General features: G+C 69.7%; 18 protein-coding genes. 11 read left to right on the top strand and 7 right to left on the bottom strand.

All coding sequences use genetic code 11. The features are described from left to right. Nucleotides 1-2 precede the first annotated feature (2 nt). Nucleotides 3-1,019, bottom strand: coding sequence for an aldo/keto reductase (locus tag ACFYPA_RS12355; RefSeq protein WP_389131417.1), 1,017 nt, complete (start codon nt 1,017-1,019; stop codon nt 3-5). Then, nucleotides 1,019-1,486, bottom strand: a complete 468-nt coding sequence (locus tag ACFYPA_RS12350; protein ID WP_359081513.1) for a MerR family transcriptional regulator — start codon at nt 1,484-1,486, stop codon at nt 1,019-1,021. Before ACFYPA_RS12350 ends, ACFYPA_RS12355 begins: the two co-directional genes overlap by 1 nt. 149 nt (nt 1,487-1,635) lie before the next feature. Between ACFYPA_RS12350 and ACFYPA_RS12345 the strand changes: the two genes are divergently transcribed. Then, on the top strand, nt 1,636-2,175 hold the full coding sequence (locus tag ACFYPA_RS12345; protein WP_359081514.1) for a helix-turn-helix domain-containing protein: 540 nt from the start codon (nt 1,636-1,638) through the stop codon (nt 2,173-2,175). A gap of 20 nt (nt 2,176-2,195) precedes the next feature. Then, nucleotides 2,196-3,488: an MFS transporter gene (locus tag ACFYPA_RS12340; RefSeq protein ID WP_389131725.1), complete on the top strand. Its 1,293-nt coding sequence runs from the start codon at nt 2,196-2,198 to the stop codon at nt 3,486-3,488. Between the two features lie 127 nt (nt 3,489-3,615). Here the strand turns inward: ACFYPA_RS12340 and ACFYPA_RS12335 are convergent, their stop codons facing one another. Beyond that, nucleotides 3,616-3,951, bottom strand: coding sequence for an EthD domain-containing protein (locus ACFYPA_RS12335; protein ID WP_359081516.1), 336 nt, complete (start codon nt 3,949-3,951; stop codon nt 3,616-3,618). Between the two features lie 148 nt (nt 3,952-4,099). Here ACFYPA_RS12335 and ACFYPA_RS12330 point away from each other — a divergent pair, with 148 nt between their 5' ends. Further along, nucleotides 4,100-4,558, top strand: a complete 459-nt coding sequence (locus ACFYPA_RS12330) for a MerR family transcriptional regulator (protein WP_359317533.1) — start codon at nt 4,100-4,102, stop codon at nt 4,556-4,558. Between the two features lie 336 nt (nt 4,559-4,894). On the opposite strand, the gene ACFYPA_RS12325 is transcribed toward ACFYPA_RS12330, so the two are convergent. Next, nucleotides 4,895-5,296 (bottom strand): hypothetical protein, encoded by a 402-nt coding sequence (locus tag ACFYPA_RS12325; RefSeq protein WP_359081520.1) that lies wholly within the window; start codon nt 5,294-5,296, stop codon nt 4,895-4,897. A gap of 165 nt (nt 5,297-5,461) precedes the next feature. Between ACFYPA_RS12325 and ACFYPA_RS12320 the strand changes: the two genes are divergently transcribed. Further along, a complete protein-coding gene (locus tag ACFYPA_RS12320) occupies nt 5,462-6,277 on the top strand; it encodes a serine hydrolase domain-containing protein (RefSeq protein ID WP_389131413.1) in 816 nt (271 codons plus the stop codon). Here the strand turns inward: ACFYPA_RS12320 and ACFYPA_RS12315 are convergent. Continuing rightward, nucleotides 6,243-6,707, bottom strand: coding sequence for an ATP-binding protein (locus ACFYPA_RS12315; RefSeq protein ID WP_359350979.1), 465 nt, complete (start codon nt 6,705-6,707; stop codon nt 6,243-6,245). The genes ACFYPA_RS12320 and ACFYPA_RS12315 overlap by 35 nt on opposite strands. A gap of 83 nt (nt 6,708-6,790) precedes the next feature. On the opposite strand from ACFYPA_RS12315, the gene ACFYPA_RS12310 reads away from it, so the two are divergent. The 4 genes from ACFYPA_RS12310 to ACFYPA_RS12295 all read left to right on the top strand — a co-directional run bounded on the left by ACFYPA_RS12310 (nt 6,791) and on the right by ACFYPA_RS12295 (nt 9,427). Further along, nucleotides 6,791-7,639 (top strand): helix-turn-helix transcriptional regulator, encoded by an 849-nt coding sequence (locus ACFYPA_RS12310; protein ID WP_359081525.1) that lies wholly within the window; start codon nt 6,791-6,793, stop codon nt 7,637-7,639. Beyond that, nucleotides 7,599-7,799, top strand: coding sequence for a DUF397 domain-containing protein (locus ACFYPA_RS12305; RefSeq protein ID WP_359081526.1), 201 nt, complete (start codon nt 7,599-7,601; stop codon nt 7,797-7,799). The genes ACFYPA_RS12310 and ACFYPA_RS12305 overlap by 41 nt, the downstream gene beginning before the upstream one ends. Before the next feature lie 81 nt (nt 7,800-7,880). Next, the gene (locus tag ACFYPA_RS12300; protein ID WP_359350982.1) at nt 7,881-8,528 is read left to right on the top strand and encodes an RNA polymerase sigma factor; all 648 of its coding nucleotides are present in this window, start codon (nt 7,881-7,883) and stop codon (nt 8,526-8,528) included. A gap of 77 nt (nt 8,529-8,605) precedes the next feature. After that, nucleotides 8,606-9,427, top strand: coding sequence for a hypothetical protein (locus ACFYPA_RS12295; RefSeq protein WP_389131408.1), 822 nt, complete (start codon nt 8,606-8,608; stop codon nt 9,425-9,427). A 258-nt stretch (nt 9,428-9,685) separates the two neighbouring features. On the opposite strand, the gene ACFYPA_RS12290 is transcribed toward ACFYPA_RS12295, so the two are convergent. Beyond that, complete coding sequence (locus ACFYPA_RS12290) at nt 9,686-11,731, bottom strand: alkaline phosphatase family protein (protein ID WP_389131405.1); 2,046 nt, start codon at nt 11,729-11,731, stop codon at nt 9,686-9,688. A 232-nt stretch (nt 11,732-11,963) separates the two neighbouring features. On the opposite strand from ACFYPA_RS12290, the gene ACFYPA_RS12285 reads away from it, so the two are divergent. Beyond that, nucleotides 11,964-12,557, top strand: a complete 594-nt coding sequence (locus tag ACFYPA_RS12285; protein ID WP_389131403.1) for a GNAT family N-acetyltransferase — start codon at nt 11,964-11,966, stop codon at nt 12,555-12,557. 10 nt (nt 12,558-12,567) lie between these two features. Here the strand turns inward: ACFYPA_RS12285 and ACFYPA_RS12280 are convergent, their stop codons facing one another. Then, nucleotides 12,568-13,224, bottom strand: a complete 657-nt coding sequence (locus ACFYPA_RS12280) for a pirin family protein (protein WP_359350990.1) — start codon at nt 13,222-13,224, stop codon at nt 12,568-12,570. A gap of 122 nt (nt 13,225-13,346) precedes the next feature. Between ACFYPA_RS12280 and ACFYPA_RS12275 the strand changes: the two genes are divergently transcribed. Together ACFYPA_RS12275 and ACFYPA_RS12270 are read left to right on the top strand one after the other, a co-directional pair. Then, nucleotides 13,347-14,546, top strand: a complete 1,200-nt coding sequence (locus tag ACFYPA_RS12275) for a helix-turn-helix domain-containing protein (RefSeq protein ID WP_359081536.1) — start codon at nt 13,347-13,349, stop codon at nt 14,544-14,546. A gap of 89 nt (nt 14,547-14,635) precedes the next feature. Then, nucleotides 14,636-15,550 (top strand): ACP S-malonyltransferase, encoded by a 915-nt coding sequence (locus tag ACFYPA_RS12270; protein WP_359081537.1) that lies wholly within the window; start codon nt 14,636-14,638, stop codon nt 15,548-15,550. Nucleotides 15,551-15,556: the final 6 nt, after the last annotated feature.

The following is a 15,556-nucleotide window of genomic DNA, read 5'->3' as shown; positions in this document are numbered from 1 at the left end:
CGCTACTCGCGCACCGTGGCCGTGCTGCTCATGTCCGGGTAGCGGTCGCCCGCCACCTGGCCGGCGATGGGCTCCAGCAGCGCCAGCTCCTCGGCGGACAGCGTGAGCCGTGTCGCGCCGAGGTTCTCCAGCAGTCGGCCGCTCTTGCGCGTACCGGGGATCGGCACCACGGCGAGCCCGTGCACCTGAGCCCGCTGGTGCACCCAGGCGAGCGCCACCTGGGCCGCGGTCGCCCCGTGTGCGGCGGCGATCTTGTGGACCGGCTCCAGCAGGGCGGCGTTCGCCTTCGCGTTGTCGCCGTTGAAGCGCGGCTGGAACTGCCGGAAGTCGTTCTTCGCCAGCTCCTTGCCCGCGTCGGCGAACGCCCCGGTCAGGAACCCCCGGCCGAGCGGCGAGTACGGCACGAGGGTCACGCCCAGCTCCACGGCGGCGGCCACAGCGCTGTGCTCGACGTCCCGGCTGAAGAGTGACCACTCGGACTGGAGGGCGGCGATCGGGTGCACGGCGTGCGCCTCACGCAGCTCCGCACCGGTCACCTCGCTCAGCCCCAGCTGCTTGACCTTGCCCTGCTCCACCAGCTCGGCCATCGCGCCGACGGACTCCGCGAGTGGTACGGACGGGTCGCGGCGGTGCATGTAGTAGAGGTCGATCACGTCGGTGTCCAGCCGTCGCAGGCTGTTCTCGACGGCCTGCCGGATGTAGGCCGGGTCGTTGTTGATGCCCCGGTAGTGCGGGTCGTCCTCGCGCCGCTCGATGGCGAACTTCGTGGCGAGGACGATCTCGTCCCGGTGCGCCCCGACGAAGGGCGCGATGAACTTCTCATTGGCCCCGACGCCATAGACGTCGGCGGTGTCGAACAGCGTGACACCCGCCGCGAGGGCCGTCTCCAGCGTTTCGCGTGCCGCGGCCTCGTCGGTGTCGCCGTAGAACTCGCTCATGCCCATGCAGCCGAGTCCCTGGACACCGACCTGCGGGCCGCCCTTGCCGAGCTCCACCGTCTCGATCTTGTTGTCACTCATCAGGCACTGGGCCTTTCCGGCACCCGGGGGGCGCCTGCGTAGAGATCGATCTTGTAGTCGAGGACGGCGAGGGTGTCCTGGAGCTCCGCGATCCGCGTCCTCACGTCGCGGCGGGTCGCCTCCAGCAGTTCCTTGCGCGCATCGAAGGTGTGCTCGCCCGCACGCACCAGCTCCGCGTAGCGGACCATGTCGGCGACCGGCATTCCGGTCAGCCGCAGCTTGCCGACGAAGGCGAGCCAGTCGAGGTCGGCGTTGGTGAAGCGGCGCTGTCCCGTGTGCGAGCGGTCGACGTGCGACATCAGCCCGATCCGCTCGTACCAGCGCAGCGTGTGGGCGCTCAGTCCGGTGAAGGCAGCCACCTCGCTGATGGTGTAGCGGTCCTGACCCTCGGGGCGCGGATGGGGCCGGGGGCCCGACGCGCAGGCATCCGTTCCCGTTGAAGTGGTCTCCGTCTCCGTCACCGTCATGTCCTCCACGCTAGAACCCTGGAGTGCACTCTAAGCAAGCGTTGCCGGATGCGAGTTTCGGCCACAACCGCGCAGGGCTCGGCGACCCGCCCCAGGGACAGCACGCAAACCTCTTGCGCAATGGTCAAGAAACGTTGACCATTGGGCGCATGCCTGCCGATGATCTCCCCGAGACGTTTCACGTCACCACTGACGAACAGCTGCGCGCGGTCTCCAATCTCACGCGCCACCGGATCATGTCCGTGCTCCGCTTCGAGCCGGCGACGATCACCCAGATCGCCGGGCGGGTGGGCCTGGCGAAGGGAAGTTCCAGCTATCACGTGCGGCTGCTCGAGCGGGCCGGCCTGGTCAAGGTGGTGCGGACCCGGAAGGTCCGGGGCGTCACAGAGCGGTACTACGCGATGGCCGCGCAGGCGATCGTGCTGCCGGACCCCGGGACCGGGCAGCCCGACATGCTGATGCGGCACGCGGTGGCGGACCTGGAGGCGGCGCCCGCCGATGGCGAGCGGCACGTCCGGATGGCGCATCTGCGGCTCACGGACGAGCAGTTCGCGGAACTGGGGGCGCGGCTGGACGCACTGGCCGACGAGTACCGGGAGCTGTCCGATCCGTCGCTGCCGGACGTGTCGCTGGCCTTCGCGCTGTTCCGCCCGGCGCCCCGCACGCAGGCAGCGGGTGACTCCAAGTGACCTCGGACGTCAAGGAAATGCTGCCGTCCGGGTTCGGACGGCTGTGGACCGCGCAGACGGTCTCCTCACTCGGTGACGGGGTGACGCACGCCGCGCTGCCGCTCCTCGCGCTGACGCTGACGCGGAATCCGATGGCGCTCGCGGTCGTCGCGGCCGCCGGGACCCTGCCGTGGCTGCTCTTCGGGGTGCTCGGCGGTGCGCTGGTGGACCGTTGGGACCGTCGGCGCACCATGTGGGTCGCGGACGCGGCACGCGCGGTGCTGCTCGTGTTACCGGCGGTGGCAGCCGCGCTCGACGTGCTGAGCATTCCCCTGCTCGCGGCCGTCGCCTTCCTGCTCGGCCTCGGCGGGCTCTTCTTCGACACGGCCGCCACGGCCTACCTGCCGGATCTGCTCGGCCGCACCCCCGCCCTCCTGGAGCGCGCCAACTCCCGTCTGCGCGGCGCCCAGACGGCCGCGTCCGGCTTCGCGGGGCCACCTCTGGGCAGTGCGCTGCTCGCGCTCGGGCGGGCGGTTCCGCTGCTGGCCGACGCGGTGTCGTTCGCACTCTCCGCACTGCTCGTACGATCGCTGCCCGCCGCACCCCGTCCCCTGCCGGAGGCCCGCGAGTCCCTTCTCCGGCAGGCCCGGGCCGGAGCCTCGTACGTCTTCCGGGACCGGCTGCTGCTCGGACTCGCTCTGCGTCCGGCAGTCGGGAACGTCGCCTTCCTCGCCGTGGAGACCGTGCTCGCCCTCTTCGCGCACGACCGCCTCGGCATCCACACCTTCGGCTTCGGCCTGCTCCTCACGGCGGAGGCCGCGGGCGGCCTGCTCGGCGCGGGCATCGCCTCCTTCCTCGGCCGACGACTCGGCACCGGCACCGCGCTGACCTGCACGGCCGCAGTGGAGGGGCTAGCCGTCCTCGGCCTTGCCGCCGCCCCGAACCCGTACGTGGCCGGGCTCGCGCTCGCCGTCTGCGGGGCGGGCATGGGCGCCACGATGGTGCTCGCCCCCTCCCTCCGGCAGGCGATCGTCCCCGCCCACCTGATGGGCCGGGTCGCCTCCACCTCCCGCATGCTCGCCATGTGCGCGGCCCCGTTCGGCGCCTTCCTCGGCGGCTGGCTGGCCACCACGTACGACATACGCACCCCGCTCTACGCCGCCGCCGGCCTCCTCCTCACCATGACCGCCGTCACGGCGACCATGACCAGCAACCGCCGAGTCGAAGCGGCGCTGCGTGGCGCCGCCTCGGACGCCTCGGACGCCTCGGTCGGCGGTCCGGGCCACCGGGAATCCGAGGATCTCGCTCGGGAGGCCGCACGTGGGCTGTCGTAGCGCCTTCGCGGAGACCGGCACGAACCTGGAGCAGAGCTCCGCCCTGCTCCACGAAGGCGGACGCCTGGCCGTGCTGCGGTGAACGGCGCCCACAACTCTCGACAAGATCTTGTGGGAGCTCCAAGGGCTAGATCACCACTCGTTCTTCAGTGACCATCACCGCCACCGAAGTCACGTCGATGAACGCGCCTTCGTCCGGATTCACCAACTCCTTGTAATTCTTGGACGCGAAGAAAGCGTCGTGATCCGCCCAGCTTTCAAACCAGATCTCGGTGAGTCCGTCATAGGGCGGAGCCGGGTACCCTTCCGCGGATGTCGGATGGGAGACGGTGTACCTCTTCACGTACTGCCGCGCTTCCGGAATGGATGTGAACAACGGGGCGTGGCGGTCCCGGTGATGCTCGACGAATTCCCTGAAGGTTATCCCCTCGACACGATTGATCATGAAAACGAACTTGATCACGAGCTTTTCCTTTCGTTCCTTCGCGTATACGAGAGGCCTGCGGCCGAATATCCCGTTAGCGGGTCGCCGGCCATGGCGTTAACCTAAACGCTCACATCGATGTCAAGGGCAAGTCGCTGTGACTCAGTGCACGCGGGGAGGGGTTGAGATGCGGATCGGTGAACTGTCCGCCCGGACGGGAGCAAGCCGTCGATCGCTGCGCTACTACGAGCAGCAGGGTTTGCTGGTCAGTACACGCTCCCCCAGCGGCCAGCGCTGCTACGACGACGCGCACGTCCAGCGGGTGGCGCTCATTCAGGTCTTCCTGGCCGCCGGAATGTCCAGCAGAACCATCGCCCGGTTGGTCCCCTGCATGACGCAGCCCACCACGGGAAGAGCCCGGAAAGCACTGACGGCAATGGACGAGGAGCGAACCCGCCTTTCCTCCACCATTGACAGCTTGGCCGCCGCCAGAGAAGCACTTGATCATTTGATTGACGTCAATCAGCGATTTCTGGCGCACGTGGCAGATGACTCGGCATCGGACGCTTCTCCGTTGCGATGCTCCTCCACAGCTCGCGCCCAAGAGATCTCCCTGGCGGACATCTTCCGCGATCCGCCGGGCTGAGGTCTGTGCAAGTGGTCGCCGGTGGGCATCAGGGTGCCGAGCGCCAGTATCGGTCCCGAGATGGTCGACGATCCGGAAGTTCGGTCGGCAGTAAGCCACGCCTAAGGGCTGTCCCGTAATCCCTGGTGGATCAGCGCGCGGCGTCAGATGCGGTGCATCGCAAGGCGGAGGGGCGTCCGCATACTGGATGTATTCGGGCGTTCCGACAACGGAGGGGGTCCCCCCGTGCCGTTGAGGCTACGGGGGAGAGGTGCCGTAGCTGTCGTCGTGCGCCCGCCAGGGATTACGGGACAGCCCTTGGATCGCCCCACTGGCTGCCCAACGGTGGCCCGTCCTTCAGTTGCCGCTCAGCGGCGATCCCCATGTGGGATCGTGTCGCGCTCTTCCCGTCAGGTTCCTGAGCAGGTGCTCCGCCATGCTGGAGGCTGTGTCCTGCGGCGCTCCGACCGAGGTCAGGGCGGCGCTGAGCCTTGCCGGCGCGGCCTCCGGCACGTCCGGGTCGGTGAGGAGCGGAAGGACCAGCAGGAGGCGGGCGGCCGCTTCCTCGACGCCGAGGACCGCGGGGGACGGGGTATCGGCGATGCGGGCGCCGTCATCGCCGAACCACTCCGGAACAGGACGCGCGCCACTCGCCCCATCACCGCACACCGCCAGTAAGAAGTTCGACCAGAAGCCCGGCCGAGCCAGCAGCGATTCCCCTGCGACCAGCGGGCCGTCGTCATATCTATCGATCAGCACCCCCGGATCCTGCCACCAGCCACTGATGCGGTGGTCCGATCCAGGGTGGGTCCGGAGGCGTCGTCCCGTTGCGGGAACAGGCCTTACGACTGGTGCGCGACAGCGAGCGGGGCCCCGACGCCTGCGATCCCTTTCCTCGCGCACCAGGTCGTTAGTCTCGTAGGTATGCAAAGCCTGGCGATGATCGAGAACTGGCCCGTCCCCACCGCGGCGGCGGCCGTCGTACGAGCGGACGGGACCGTCGTCGGTACGCACGGCCCGACCGCGCACCGCTTCCCGCTCGCCTCCGTCACCAAGCCGCTCGCCGCGTACGCGGCGCTGGTGGCGTACGAGGAGGGCGCGGTCGAGCTGGACGAACCGGCGGGCCCCGAGGGCTCCACGGTCCGACACCTGCTCGCCCACACCAGCGGTCTCGCGTTCGACGAGCACCGGGTCATGGCCCCGCCCGGCACCCGACGGCTGTACTCCAACGCGGGCTTCGAGGTCCTCGGCGACCACATCGCGAAGGTCACCGACATCCCGTTCCCGGAGTACCTGCGCCAGGCAGTGCTGGAGCCCCTGGGGATGACCGCGACGACACTGGACGGCTCGCCCGCCAAGGACGGCGTCTCGACCGTCGACGACCTGGCGCGGTTCGCGGCGGAGGTCCAGGCCCCCCGACTCCTCGACCCGCGCACGGTGCTGGAGGCTCAGACCGTCGTCCACCCCGGCCTGAAGGGCGTCCTGCCCGGCTACGGCCACCAGAACCCCAACGACTGGGGCCTCGGCTTCGAGATCCGGGACCACAAGTCGCCGCACTGGACCGGTGGTTCCTCCTCCCCTGCGACCTTCGGCCACTTCGGCCAGTCGGGCACGTTCCTGTGGATCGACCCCGTCGCGGGGGCGGCCTGCGTGGCGCTCACCGACCGGCCCTTCGGGCCGTGGGCGGCCGAGGTGTGGCCGGCATTCACGGACGCGGTGCTGGCGGAGTTGACGGCGTAACCGCCGGGTCGGCGGCCAGGCACTCGAACCACACCGCCTTGCCGCCGCCGTCGGGCCGCGCCTCCACGCCCCACTTGTCCGTGACGGCCTCGACCAGGAGCAGCCCCCGCCCTCCCTCGTCGAGCACATCTCCGTCGACCATGAGCGGCAACAGCGGGCAGGCGTCCGCCACCTCGACGCGCACGCCCTCGCCACCCGGGAGCCGGAAGACGAAGGTCTGGCAGCGACGGCCGGGCACATGCCGGACGACGTTGGCGATCAGCTCGGTGAGCGCGAGCTCCGCCGCGTCGGCGACCTCCGCCATGCCCCACCCGTTGAGGTAGAGCCGCAGGATGCGCCGCAGATGCCGGGCCGAGTGCTCACCCATGGCGAAGTCGGCGCGGTAGACGGGCTCTTCGGCCTCGGTCCGGGGAGTAGTAACGTGATTCATGTCACCATCGTGCGACCAGGCGACTACTCTCGGCTACGTACCGAAACGAACGCCGCGAGGCGTTGCACACCGGAGGTCCCGCCGTGGCCAACGTCCAGTCACTCGATCCCAGCGCCTCCCCACTGGACTACTACGGCTGGGAACTGCGTCGCCTACGCGAAGCCGCCGGCCTGAACCAGGCCCAGTTGGGCGAGATCATCTTCTGTACGGGGTCGCTGATCGGCCAGATCGAGACGACGAGGAAGCTACCCACCCGCGACTTCTCCGAGCGCGTGGACGCCGCGCTGGGCACGGACGGGACGTTCTCCCGGCTCATGGGCCTGGTCCTGCGCAGCCAACTGCCGACCTGGTTCCAGCCGTACGCGGAGATGGAGGCGCGCGCCACGTACATCTCGACGTATCAGGCGCAGTTGGTCTACGGGCTGTTGCAGACGGAGGAGTACGCGCGGGCCATCCTGGCCACCGGGATGCCGGATGATCTGGACGGCCTGCTCGCCGCTCGGATGGAACGCCAGCGCATCTTGGTGCGCGAGCGGCCACCGCTGGCGTGGGCCGTTCTGGACGAAGCTGTCCTGCACCGGCCGATCGGCGGTCACGAGGTCATGCGCGCCCAACTCGTGCGGTTGTTGGAGTTCGCCGCCCACCGGTGGATGCGTGTCCAGGTGCTGCCTTTCTCAGCCGGTGAACACTCAAGCCTGGCTGGCTCGTTCACCGCGATGCGCTTCGATGACGCCCCGGACATCGTCTACACCGAAGACCTCGTCTCCGGCCATATGACCGCCAGCCCTGACACGGTCAGGGAAGGCTCGCTCCGATACGCTCACCTGCAAGCCGCCGCTCTCTCCGTGGAGGAATCGGCAGCTCTGATCGCCCGCGTGATGGAGGAGCGTTATGGAGACCGGCCCCGACCTGGAGAGCGCGCAGTGGCGTAAGTCCAGCTACAGCGGAAACACCGGCGGCGAGTGCGTCGAGGTGGCCACGGGGTGCGCCGCCTCCGTCCCCGTCCGCGACAGCAAGAACCCGGGTGGGCCCGTCCTCGTAGTCGGGGCCGATGCCTGGCAGGGCTTCGTGGACGGTCTCTGCGAGAAGTGATCTGACGGGGCACATAGGCCCTCGGCAGTACGAAGTTGGCTCAGCGGGAACCTCGGGCCAGTTGCCGGACACGTATAGGGCATGGAACTGAACGACGCTGATCCCGCCACACCGGTCGGAGGGATATCCGACCGGGAGCTGTGGGCGCGGGCCGTCGACGGCGACCGGGAGGCGTTCGGTCGGATCTTCGACCGGCACGGCAAGACCGTCTACAACCATCTGTTCCGGCGGACGGCCGACTGGTCCGAGGCTGAAGACCTCACGTCGACCGTGTTCCTGCATGCCTGGCGTCGGCGATCCGAGACGGTGCTGGACCGCGACTCGGCCCTGCCGTGGTTGCTGGGCATCGCCGACCACCTGCTGTCGAACACCAGGCGGCGGCTGAGACGGGCGGAGGCGTTGCTGCGTCGGCTCGTCTCGCATGACGAGTCCGTGGGCGACCACGCCGACCACGTCGTCGTCATGGTCGACGACGAGCGTCGCATGTCGGAGATCCACCGGGCACTGGCGCGGCTGCCGCGCCACGAGCGCGAGGTCGTCGAGCTCTGCGTGTGGTCGGGCCTGGATCAGCAGGCCGCCGCGGCAGCGCTGAAGGTGGCGGTGGGCACGGTGAAGTCCAGACTGCACCGGGCACGGCGGAGGCTGGGCGCCGACCTCGTCGGCGGGGCCACGGCTCGGGCGTCATTCGGTTCCAAGAACCCCGTCAACGCGAAGGAGGTCGCACGATGAATGACGCGCAGGGCATTCCTGCGGCTCCTTCCGATCGTGATCTGCCGAATCACCGGCGGACTCGTGAGGAGCTACTGATGAAGATCGATCCAGAGGACAACCGTGCTTCGCTGCAACGCAGGTGGGGTGTGCCGCTGGGTGTCGCCACGGGAGTTGCGGCGGTGAGCGTCGCGGCCGTGGCCGCCTTCGGTGGAGTGGGGGACGCCAAGCCGGTCCTCGCCGGCCCCGCCGGAAACCCGACGGGCGCCGCCGCGTCACCGAGTACGGGCCCCTCGCACGGCTCCACGTCGGGCGGAGCCGGCGATACGCCGTCCTCGTCTCCGGTGCCCTCCGCCCCGGACGCGTTCACCATCACCAGCGGGAGGACGACCCCGATCGACGCGGGGACCGTCACCAAGATCCTGTCCTCCTGCCTGGGTTCGGACGCGTCGCGGTACCACTCGGTGGTCGCGGTCCGCACTCCCCTCGCCGCCAAGGACTTGGACGGTGTGGTCGTCGCGGTGGACTCCGCCGGCCAGTACGTGCAGTGCGAGTCGAAGGGCGACAAGGGCAACAGCCCGGACTCCCCGCCCACGTTCATCAACAACCGGCTGTGGGGCACCGGTCACACGATCGCGTACTTCGACTCCCTCGGCACGGCCGTCGGCAAGGGGAAGTACCTCATGTTGGGCGCCGGACACTACGCGTCCAACGTTTCCAAGGTCGCCATCAGCTACGGCGACGACCCGAAGCAGTACCCGGCGGTCATGGCGGGCGGCGCGTTCGTCTACTCGGCAGCCCTGTCCGCCGACACCTCCGACCCGCACTATGCGGGCCCGAACGCCTACGTCCACGCCTACGACGCCTCCGGCAAGGAGATCTACAACCAGGCGAAGGACCCGCAGTTCTCCGACGAGTAGTAAGTCGGCCCTTTCGTCTGCTCCATGGGTGCCCCGGTGATGTGCCGGGGCGCCCATGAGCACGGCAACCACGTGCTCCACTTCGTCGTACACGTACCGTTTGCGACCGTGTTCGTGCCGACCACCGGCGCGGCGCCGGTCGCAAATCAGTCGTGATCGAGCCCGGTCGGTCTCGTTTCCGCACAACGGACATCGGCAAGGGCTGGACCGTCTACAACGCCCTTACCTGATCCGGGTCCGTCCGCTCCGTCCGTCTGCTCAGACCGTCGCCACCCGCCCCGCGTACCGCTGGGTCCAGCCGGTCCCGGTGTCGGCGGTGAGGACGACGTCGTAGTAGCCGTGCTCGGTGGGCCAGTGCACGACCGTGGAGTGGCCGCCGGGGACGGTGTACTTGCGGGTGCCGCCGACGTAGTCGTTGGCCTTCAGGGTGTAACGGAAGGGATGTTTTCCGTCGTTGCGCAGCCGGAGCCTGACCACGGCACGCCTGCCGGGGATCAGCTCTGATTCGACGCGCGGAATGCCGATGTGCTTCCTGCTCCTGCTCTCGCTCTCGCTCTCGGGGATCACCTGGCCGGCGAAGGAGCGCAGGAAGCCGTCGGGCCCGTAGACCGAGAAGGCGTACTTGCCGTCGGTCGCGTTCGTGTCCCAGGTGTACGAGCGAGGCGTCGCCGTGCCCACCGTGTACGGGGTGTTGGCGAACGGAAGGTACTGGTCGGGGAAGACCTGGAGGCTCACCGCCTTGCCCTCCGGGCCTCCGGCCAGCGTCATGGTGGCGGTCACCGTGCCGGCCGCGCGGTCCTCGGTGAAGGTGGCGTGCGGGTGGAAGGAGAGGCCGCGCGGCTTCATCCGGTCGCGCGGCGGCTTCGGCGGGGTGCCGGTGACCGGGTCGGCGATGACGACCGGGCCCGGGCGCGGGTGCGCGAAGTCGATCGCGCTGGTCAGGTCGCCGGCGATGGAGCGGCGCCAGTCGGTGATGTTCGGGCAGGTGAACGGCTTGCCCAGATGCGTGGCCCAGGTCTCCAGGAACTTCACCGTCGACGTGTGGTCGAACACCTCCGAGGCGACGTAACCGCCCCTCGTCCACGGCGAGACCAGCAGCATCGGCACCCGGGGGCCGAAACCGTACGGAGTGGTGCCCGAGTACTCACCGGGCGTGCCCTCCTCCGGGCGCGGGGGCAGGACGTGGTCGAACTTTCCGTCGTTCTCGTCGTAGGTGATGATCACCAGGGTGTGGTTCCAGATGTCCTCGTTGCCCTGGAGCGTCTGGAGCACCTTGTTCATGTAGCGCTCGCCGTGCACCGTGTCGAAGCCCGGGTGCTCGCTCCACGCGGCGGGCATCACCACCCAGGAGACCTCGGGCAGCGGGTGCTCGGCCCCCGGCTCGCAGGCCGCGATCAGGTCACGGAGCACCGCGTCGAGGTTCGCCTCGGAGTCGTCGTTGGGCGTGGTGGCGCCCTCGTAGACGAAGGAGTTGGCCTTCCAGATCCTGCCGGTGCCCGGGGCGAGGTCCGCCTCGTCCGCCGTACGGGGGTCGAAGGACGCGAAGCTGTTGGTGACGTTGCAGCCGTACTCGCCGACGAAGCCGTTCTGGAGGCTGCCGCCGACACCGTTGCCGCTGTTGTCGGAGTAGACCCGCCAGTCGATGCCGGCCTGCTGGAGCTGTTCGGGGACCGTGGTCCAGGTGCGGCTGTAGTTGTTCTGCTTGGCGTTGGTGGTCTCGCCGCCCGCCGCGCCCGTCATCAGGTAGTAGCGGTTCGGGATGGTCGGCCCGTGCAGCGAGCAGAAGTTCATGTCGCAGACGGTGTACTGGGATGCCAGGGAGTACATCCAGGGCATGTAGTCGGGGGTGTAGTACCACATGCAGTGATCGCCCTTGTCCTTCACCCAGGTGTCCCACCGCCCGCCGTTGGCACCGTAGAAGTTGTGCTTGTCGCTCCAGGTGGCGGTCGACACGGCGGGGGTCACGATGGCGCCGGTGGCGTCGCGTTGCTGGAATACGTTCGTGCCGTCCTGGAATCTCAGGACCTGCTTGTCGTCGTGGCCGCGTACGCCGCGCAGCTGACCGAGGTAGTGGTCGAACGAACGGTTCTCCTGCATGAGGATCACCACGTGCTTCAGATCGGACATGTCGCCGTTGAAGCCCTTCGGCAGGACGTATTCGGCCGCACTGGCCTGCGCCCCGCCGACCGCTTCGGCGACCGGGCCGGCCGCGATCGCGCCGAGCGTGACGGCGGCGGTCCGGAGCATCCGGCGCCGGGTGATGCGGATGTCGACACACGGGGACTCGATGGTGTGGAGAGTCATCAGGGGGACCTCTGGGGGGAGAGAGTGATTCAGGGGGCGAACGTCGGCGCGTGCCTGCGAAAACTAGGCCGCCGGGGCGAACGGCGGGCAAAGCATGGACGTACTCCTGAGACACCGGCAGAGATGATCCTTCGCCGTTCCGCCGGGTGGGGAACTCAGCGGGGCCAACATGCCAAGAGGGCGTGTCCATCCGGTAGTCGAAGGTCACGAATGGCCGATACTCTCCCCGGCCATGACCGACATAGTCCGTGCCACCGCCTCCGACGTCCCGGCGCTCGCTGCCGTTCTCGCCAGCGCCTACGCCGAGGACCCCGTCTGGTCGTGGCTGATGCCGCACGACCGGGACCGGCGGCTACGGCTCCTGTTCACCGCGCACCTCGCCCAGCAGGTTCCCGCCGGCCGGGTGTGGACCGACCCGGACCGCACGGTGGCGGCGGTCTGGGCGGAACCCGGGCAGTGGAAGCTCCCGATGAGCTACCTGCTGCGCAACGCGGGCACGCTGTTGCGGGCGGGGCGGGCACAACTGCCCAGGACCGGGATGCGGTTGCTCGCCCTGGAGCACCGGCATCCGGCCGGCCCCGCACACTGGTACGTCGAGTACATCGGCACCCACGCCGACGCGCGCGGTACGGGACGAGGCTCGCAGGTGCTGCGCGGGCTGCTGGAGCAGGCGGACGCGGACGGGCGGCGGCCGGTGTTCCTGGAGTCGAGCAACTCCCGCAATCTGACGTTCTACCGGCGGCACGGCTTCGCCGTGCACGAGGAGATGACGTTTCGGTCCGGGCCGCCCATGTGGTCGATGTGGCGGCGGGACGAGAGCCGGTAGTCCGGGCTGCTCAGTCCGGCAGTTCCCAGATCAGCACCTCGGACCGGCCGTCCGCGACCAGTTCCAGCCCCGCCTCCCCGGTGATCCGCGCCGCGTCACCCGCCGCCAGCCCCTCGTCGCCGAGCCGCACGTTCCCGGCCACCACGTGCGCGTACACCCGCGGTGCGTCCGGTACCGCCGTGCGCTCCCCCCCGGCCAGCCGGCGCACATGGAGCATCGCGCCGGCTTCCGGCAGGGCGTACGGGGTGGAGTCGGCGATGCCGGGGACGGTGGTGTACGTGGGGTCGCCGCCCGGCTCCAGGGGCGCCAGCCACATCTGGAGGAACGTCAGCGGCGTTGCGCCGTCGTTGCGTTCGACGTGGCGGACGCCGGACGCCGCACTGAGGTGCTGGACGTCCCCGGGCCGTACGACGGTGGCGTGACCGGCGGAGTCCCGGTGGGTCAGCTCGCCCTCCACGACCCAGGTGACGATCTCGGTGTGGCTGTGCGGGTGCTCCTCGAAGCCGGCGCCGGGGGCGAGGCGCTCCTCGTTGCAGGCCAGGATCGGGCCGAAGCGGAGGTTGTCGGGGTCGTAGAAGGTACCGAAGGAGAAGGAGTGCCGGGACTCGATGCCTGCTGCCCCGTCCCCACCCCTGAAGCGGTCGCCCGAGCGGTGTACGGAAATCACCCGCCCACGGTAGCCCGCCCGGGCCGGAAGGGGTCAGGCCGTGGCCGTATACCTCCCGCGGCACGACCCGCCACCCGCCCCGCCCCTTCGGGCACGCGTCCGGATAGGGCAGTCTTGTCCCCGTGCCCCGACCCGATCCTGAGCAGCCCGATACGAACGCCGCCCATCTCCATGCCGCGACCCTCAAACGGCTGGAGCAGTCCTCAGGCCGGCTGGCCGCCAACGCGATCGCCCGCATGGACGAGTCGCTGCCTTGGTACCGGGCGATGCCACCGGAGAACCGGTCGTGGATCGGCCTGGTGGCCCAGGCCGGTATCGCCGCGTTCACCGAGTGGTTCCGGCATCCGGAGACCCCGCAGGCCATCTCGACCGATGTCTTCGGTACGGCTCCGCGCGAGCTGACGCGGGCGATCACCCTGCGGCAGACCGTCGAGATGGTGCGGACGACCATCGAGGTCATGGAGGCGGCGATCGACGAAGTCGCCGCGCCCGGCGACGAGTCGGTGCTCCGCGAGGCGCTGCTCGTCTACGCGCGGGAGATCGCCTTCGCGACCGCCCAGGTCTATGCGCAGGCCGCCGAGGCCCGCGGCGCGTGGGACGCCCGCCTCGAATCGCTCGTGGTCAACGCGGTGCTGTCCGGGGAGGCCGACGAGGGCGCCGTGTCCCGGGCCGCCGCGCTCGGCTGGAACTCCCCCGAGCATGTGTGCGTGCTGCTCGGTACGGCCCCCGACGGGGACAGCGAGCTGACCGTGGAGGCGATCCGCCGGGCCGCCCGGCACGCCAAGCTCCAGGTCCTGACCGGGGTGCTGGGCAACCGCCTGGTCGTGATCGCCGGTGGCAGCGACAACCCGCTCCAGGTCGCGAAGGCGCTGATCGGCCCGTACGCGGCAGGGCCGGTCGTCGCCGGTCCCGTGGTGCCGGACCTGCTGGCGGCCACGCGGTCCGCGCAGGCGGCGGCCGCCGGGCTCAAGGCGTGCAGTGCCTGGCAGGACGCCCCGCGACCGGTCCTCTCGGACGATCTGCTGCCGGAACGAGCGATGGCGGGTGACCCTGCCGCGCGGGACCAGCTGGTGGAGGAGATCTACAGACCGCTCGAAGAAGCGGGTTCCGCTCTCCTGGAGACGCTGAGTGTGTATCTGGAACAGGCGAGCAGTCTCGAAGGCGCCGCCCGGATGCTCTTCGTCCACCCCAACACCGTGCGCTACCGGCTCCGACGTGTGACAGACGTCACCGGGTGGTCCCCGTCCGATGTCCGCTCGGCGTTCACCCTGCGGATCGCCCTGATCCTCGGGCGTCTGGCCGACAGGGATCTCCAGTCCTAGACTTTTGTCGGACATCAACAATTCCCCATACGGTTCTTCGTCCCTGTCCCCACGGGTGTTCCGGACCGTTCACAAGAGAGAGTGTGAGGGTGCTCGTACTCGTCGCTCCCGGCCAAGGCGCTCAGACGCCCGGCTTCCTGACTCCCTGGCTCGACCTCCCCGGTGCCACCGACCGCATCGCGGCCTGGTCCGACGCCATCGGGCTCGACCTTGCCCACTACGGCACGAAGGCCGACGCGGAGGAGATCCGTGACACCGCGGTGGCTCAGCCGCTGCTGGTCGCCGCCGGTCTGCTCTCCGCCGCCGCGCTCGACGCGTCACCGGGTGTCGTCGCAGGTCACAGCGTGGGTGAAATCACCGCAGCCGCTCTCGCCGGGGTCATCGGCGACGAGGCCGCGCTGCGTTTCGTACGGACCCGTGGGCTCGGCATGGCCGAGGCCGCCGCGGTCACCGAGACCGGCATGGCCGCCCTGCTCGGCGGTGACCCCGAGGTCACCGTCCCGCACCTGGAGAAGCTCGGTCTGACACCGGCGAACGTCAACGGCGGCGGCCAGATCGTCGCCGCCGGTACCGCCGCGCAGATCGCCGCGCTCACCGAGGACATGCCCGAGGGTGTGCGCCGGGTGGTCCCGCTCAAGGTCGCCGGCGCGTTCCACACGCACCACATGGCTCCCGCGGTCGAACGGCTCCGCGCGGCCGTCGGGGACCTGGACGTCTCCGACCCGGCCGTGACATATGTCTCGAACGCCGACGGGAAGACCGTCGCCACCGGCCGCGAGATCATCACGCGGCTGGTCGGCCAGGTCGCCAACCCGGTCCGCTGGGACCTGTGCATGGAGACGTTCCAGGCGCTGGGCGTCACCGCGCTCATCGAGGCCTGCCCCGGCGGCACGCTGACCGGTCTGGCCAAGCGCGCCCTGCCCGGCGTCAAGACGCTCGCGCTCAAGACCCCCGACGACCTCGACGCGGCCCGCGCGCTCATCGCTGAGCACGCGGGCGCCTAAGGAGCC

It is taken from the genome of Streptomyces sp. NPDC005775 (genome assembly GCF_042871565.1).
Classification (GTDB): Bacteria; Actinomycetota; Actinomycetes; order Streptomycetales; family Streptomycetaceae; genus Streptomyces.
Note: the sequence above shows the minus strand (reverse complement) of the source record. Positions and strands in the feature narration are given on the sequence as shown.

Coding starts and splice junctions, on each gene's coding strand:
- ACFYPA_RS12285 (WP_389131403.1), top strand. CDS start 11,964: ATGACCGACATAGTCCGTGCCACCGCCTCCGACGTCCCGGCGCTCGCT.
- ACFYPA_RS12355 (WP_389131417.1), bottom strand. CDS start 1,019: ATGAGTGACAACAAGATCGAGACGGTGGAGCTCGGCAAGGGCGGCCCG.
- ACFYPA_RS12290 (WP_389131405.1), bottom strand. CDS start 11,731: ATGACTCTCCACACCATCGAGTCCCCGTGTGTCGACATCCGCATCACC.
- ACFYPA_RS12295 (WP_389131408.1), top strand. CDS start 8,606: ATGAAGATCGATCCAGAGGACAACCGTGCTTCGCTGCAACGCAGGTGG.
- ACFYPA_RS12300 (WP_359350982.1), top strand. CDS start 7,881: ATGGAACTGAACGACGCTGATCCCGCCACACCGGTCGGAGGGATATCC.
- ACFYPA_RS12320 (WP_389131413.1), top strand. CDS start 5,462: ATGCAAAGCCTGGCGATGATCGAGAACTGGCCCGTCCCCACCGCGGCG.
- ACFYPA_RS12305 (WP_359081526.1), top strand. CDS start 7,599: ATGGAGACCGGCCCCGACCTGGAGAGCGCGCAGTGGCGTAAGTCCAGC.
- ACFYPA_RS12345 (WP_359081514.1), top strand. CDS start 1,636: ATGCCTGCCGATGATCTCCCCGAGACGTTTCACGTCACCACTGACGAA.
- ACFYPA_RS12330 (WP_359317533.1), top strand. CDS start 4,100: ATGCGGATCGGTGAACTGTCCGCCCGGACGGGAGCAAGCCGTCGATCG.
- ACFYPA_RS12350 (WP_359081513.1), bottom strand. CDS start 1,486: ATGACGGTGACGGAGACGGAGACCACTTCAACGGGAACGGATGCCTGC.
- ACFYPA_RS12315 (WP_359350979.1), bottom strand. CDS start 6,707: ATGAATCACGTTACTACTCCCCGGACCGAGGCCGAAGAGCCCGTCTAC.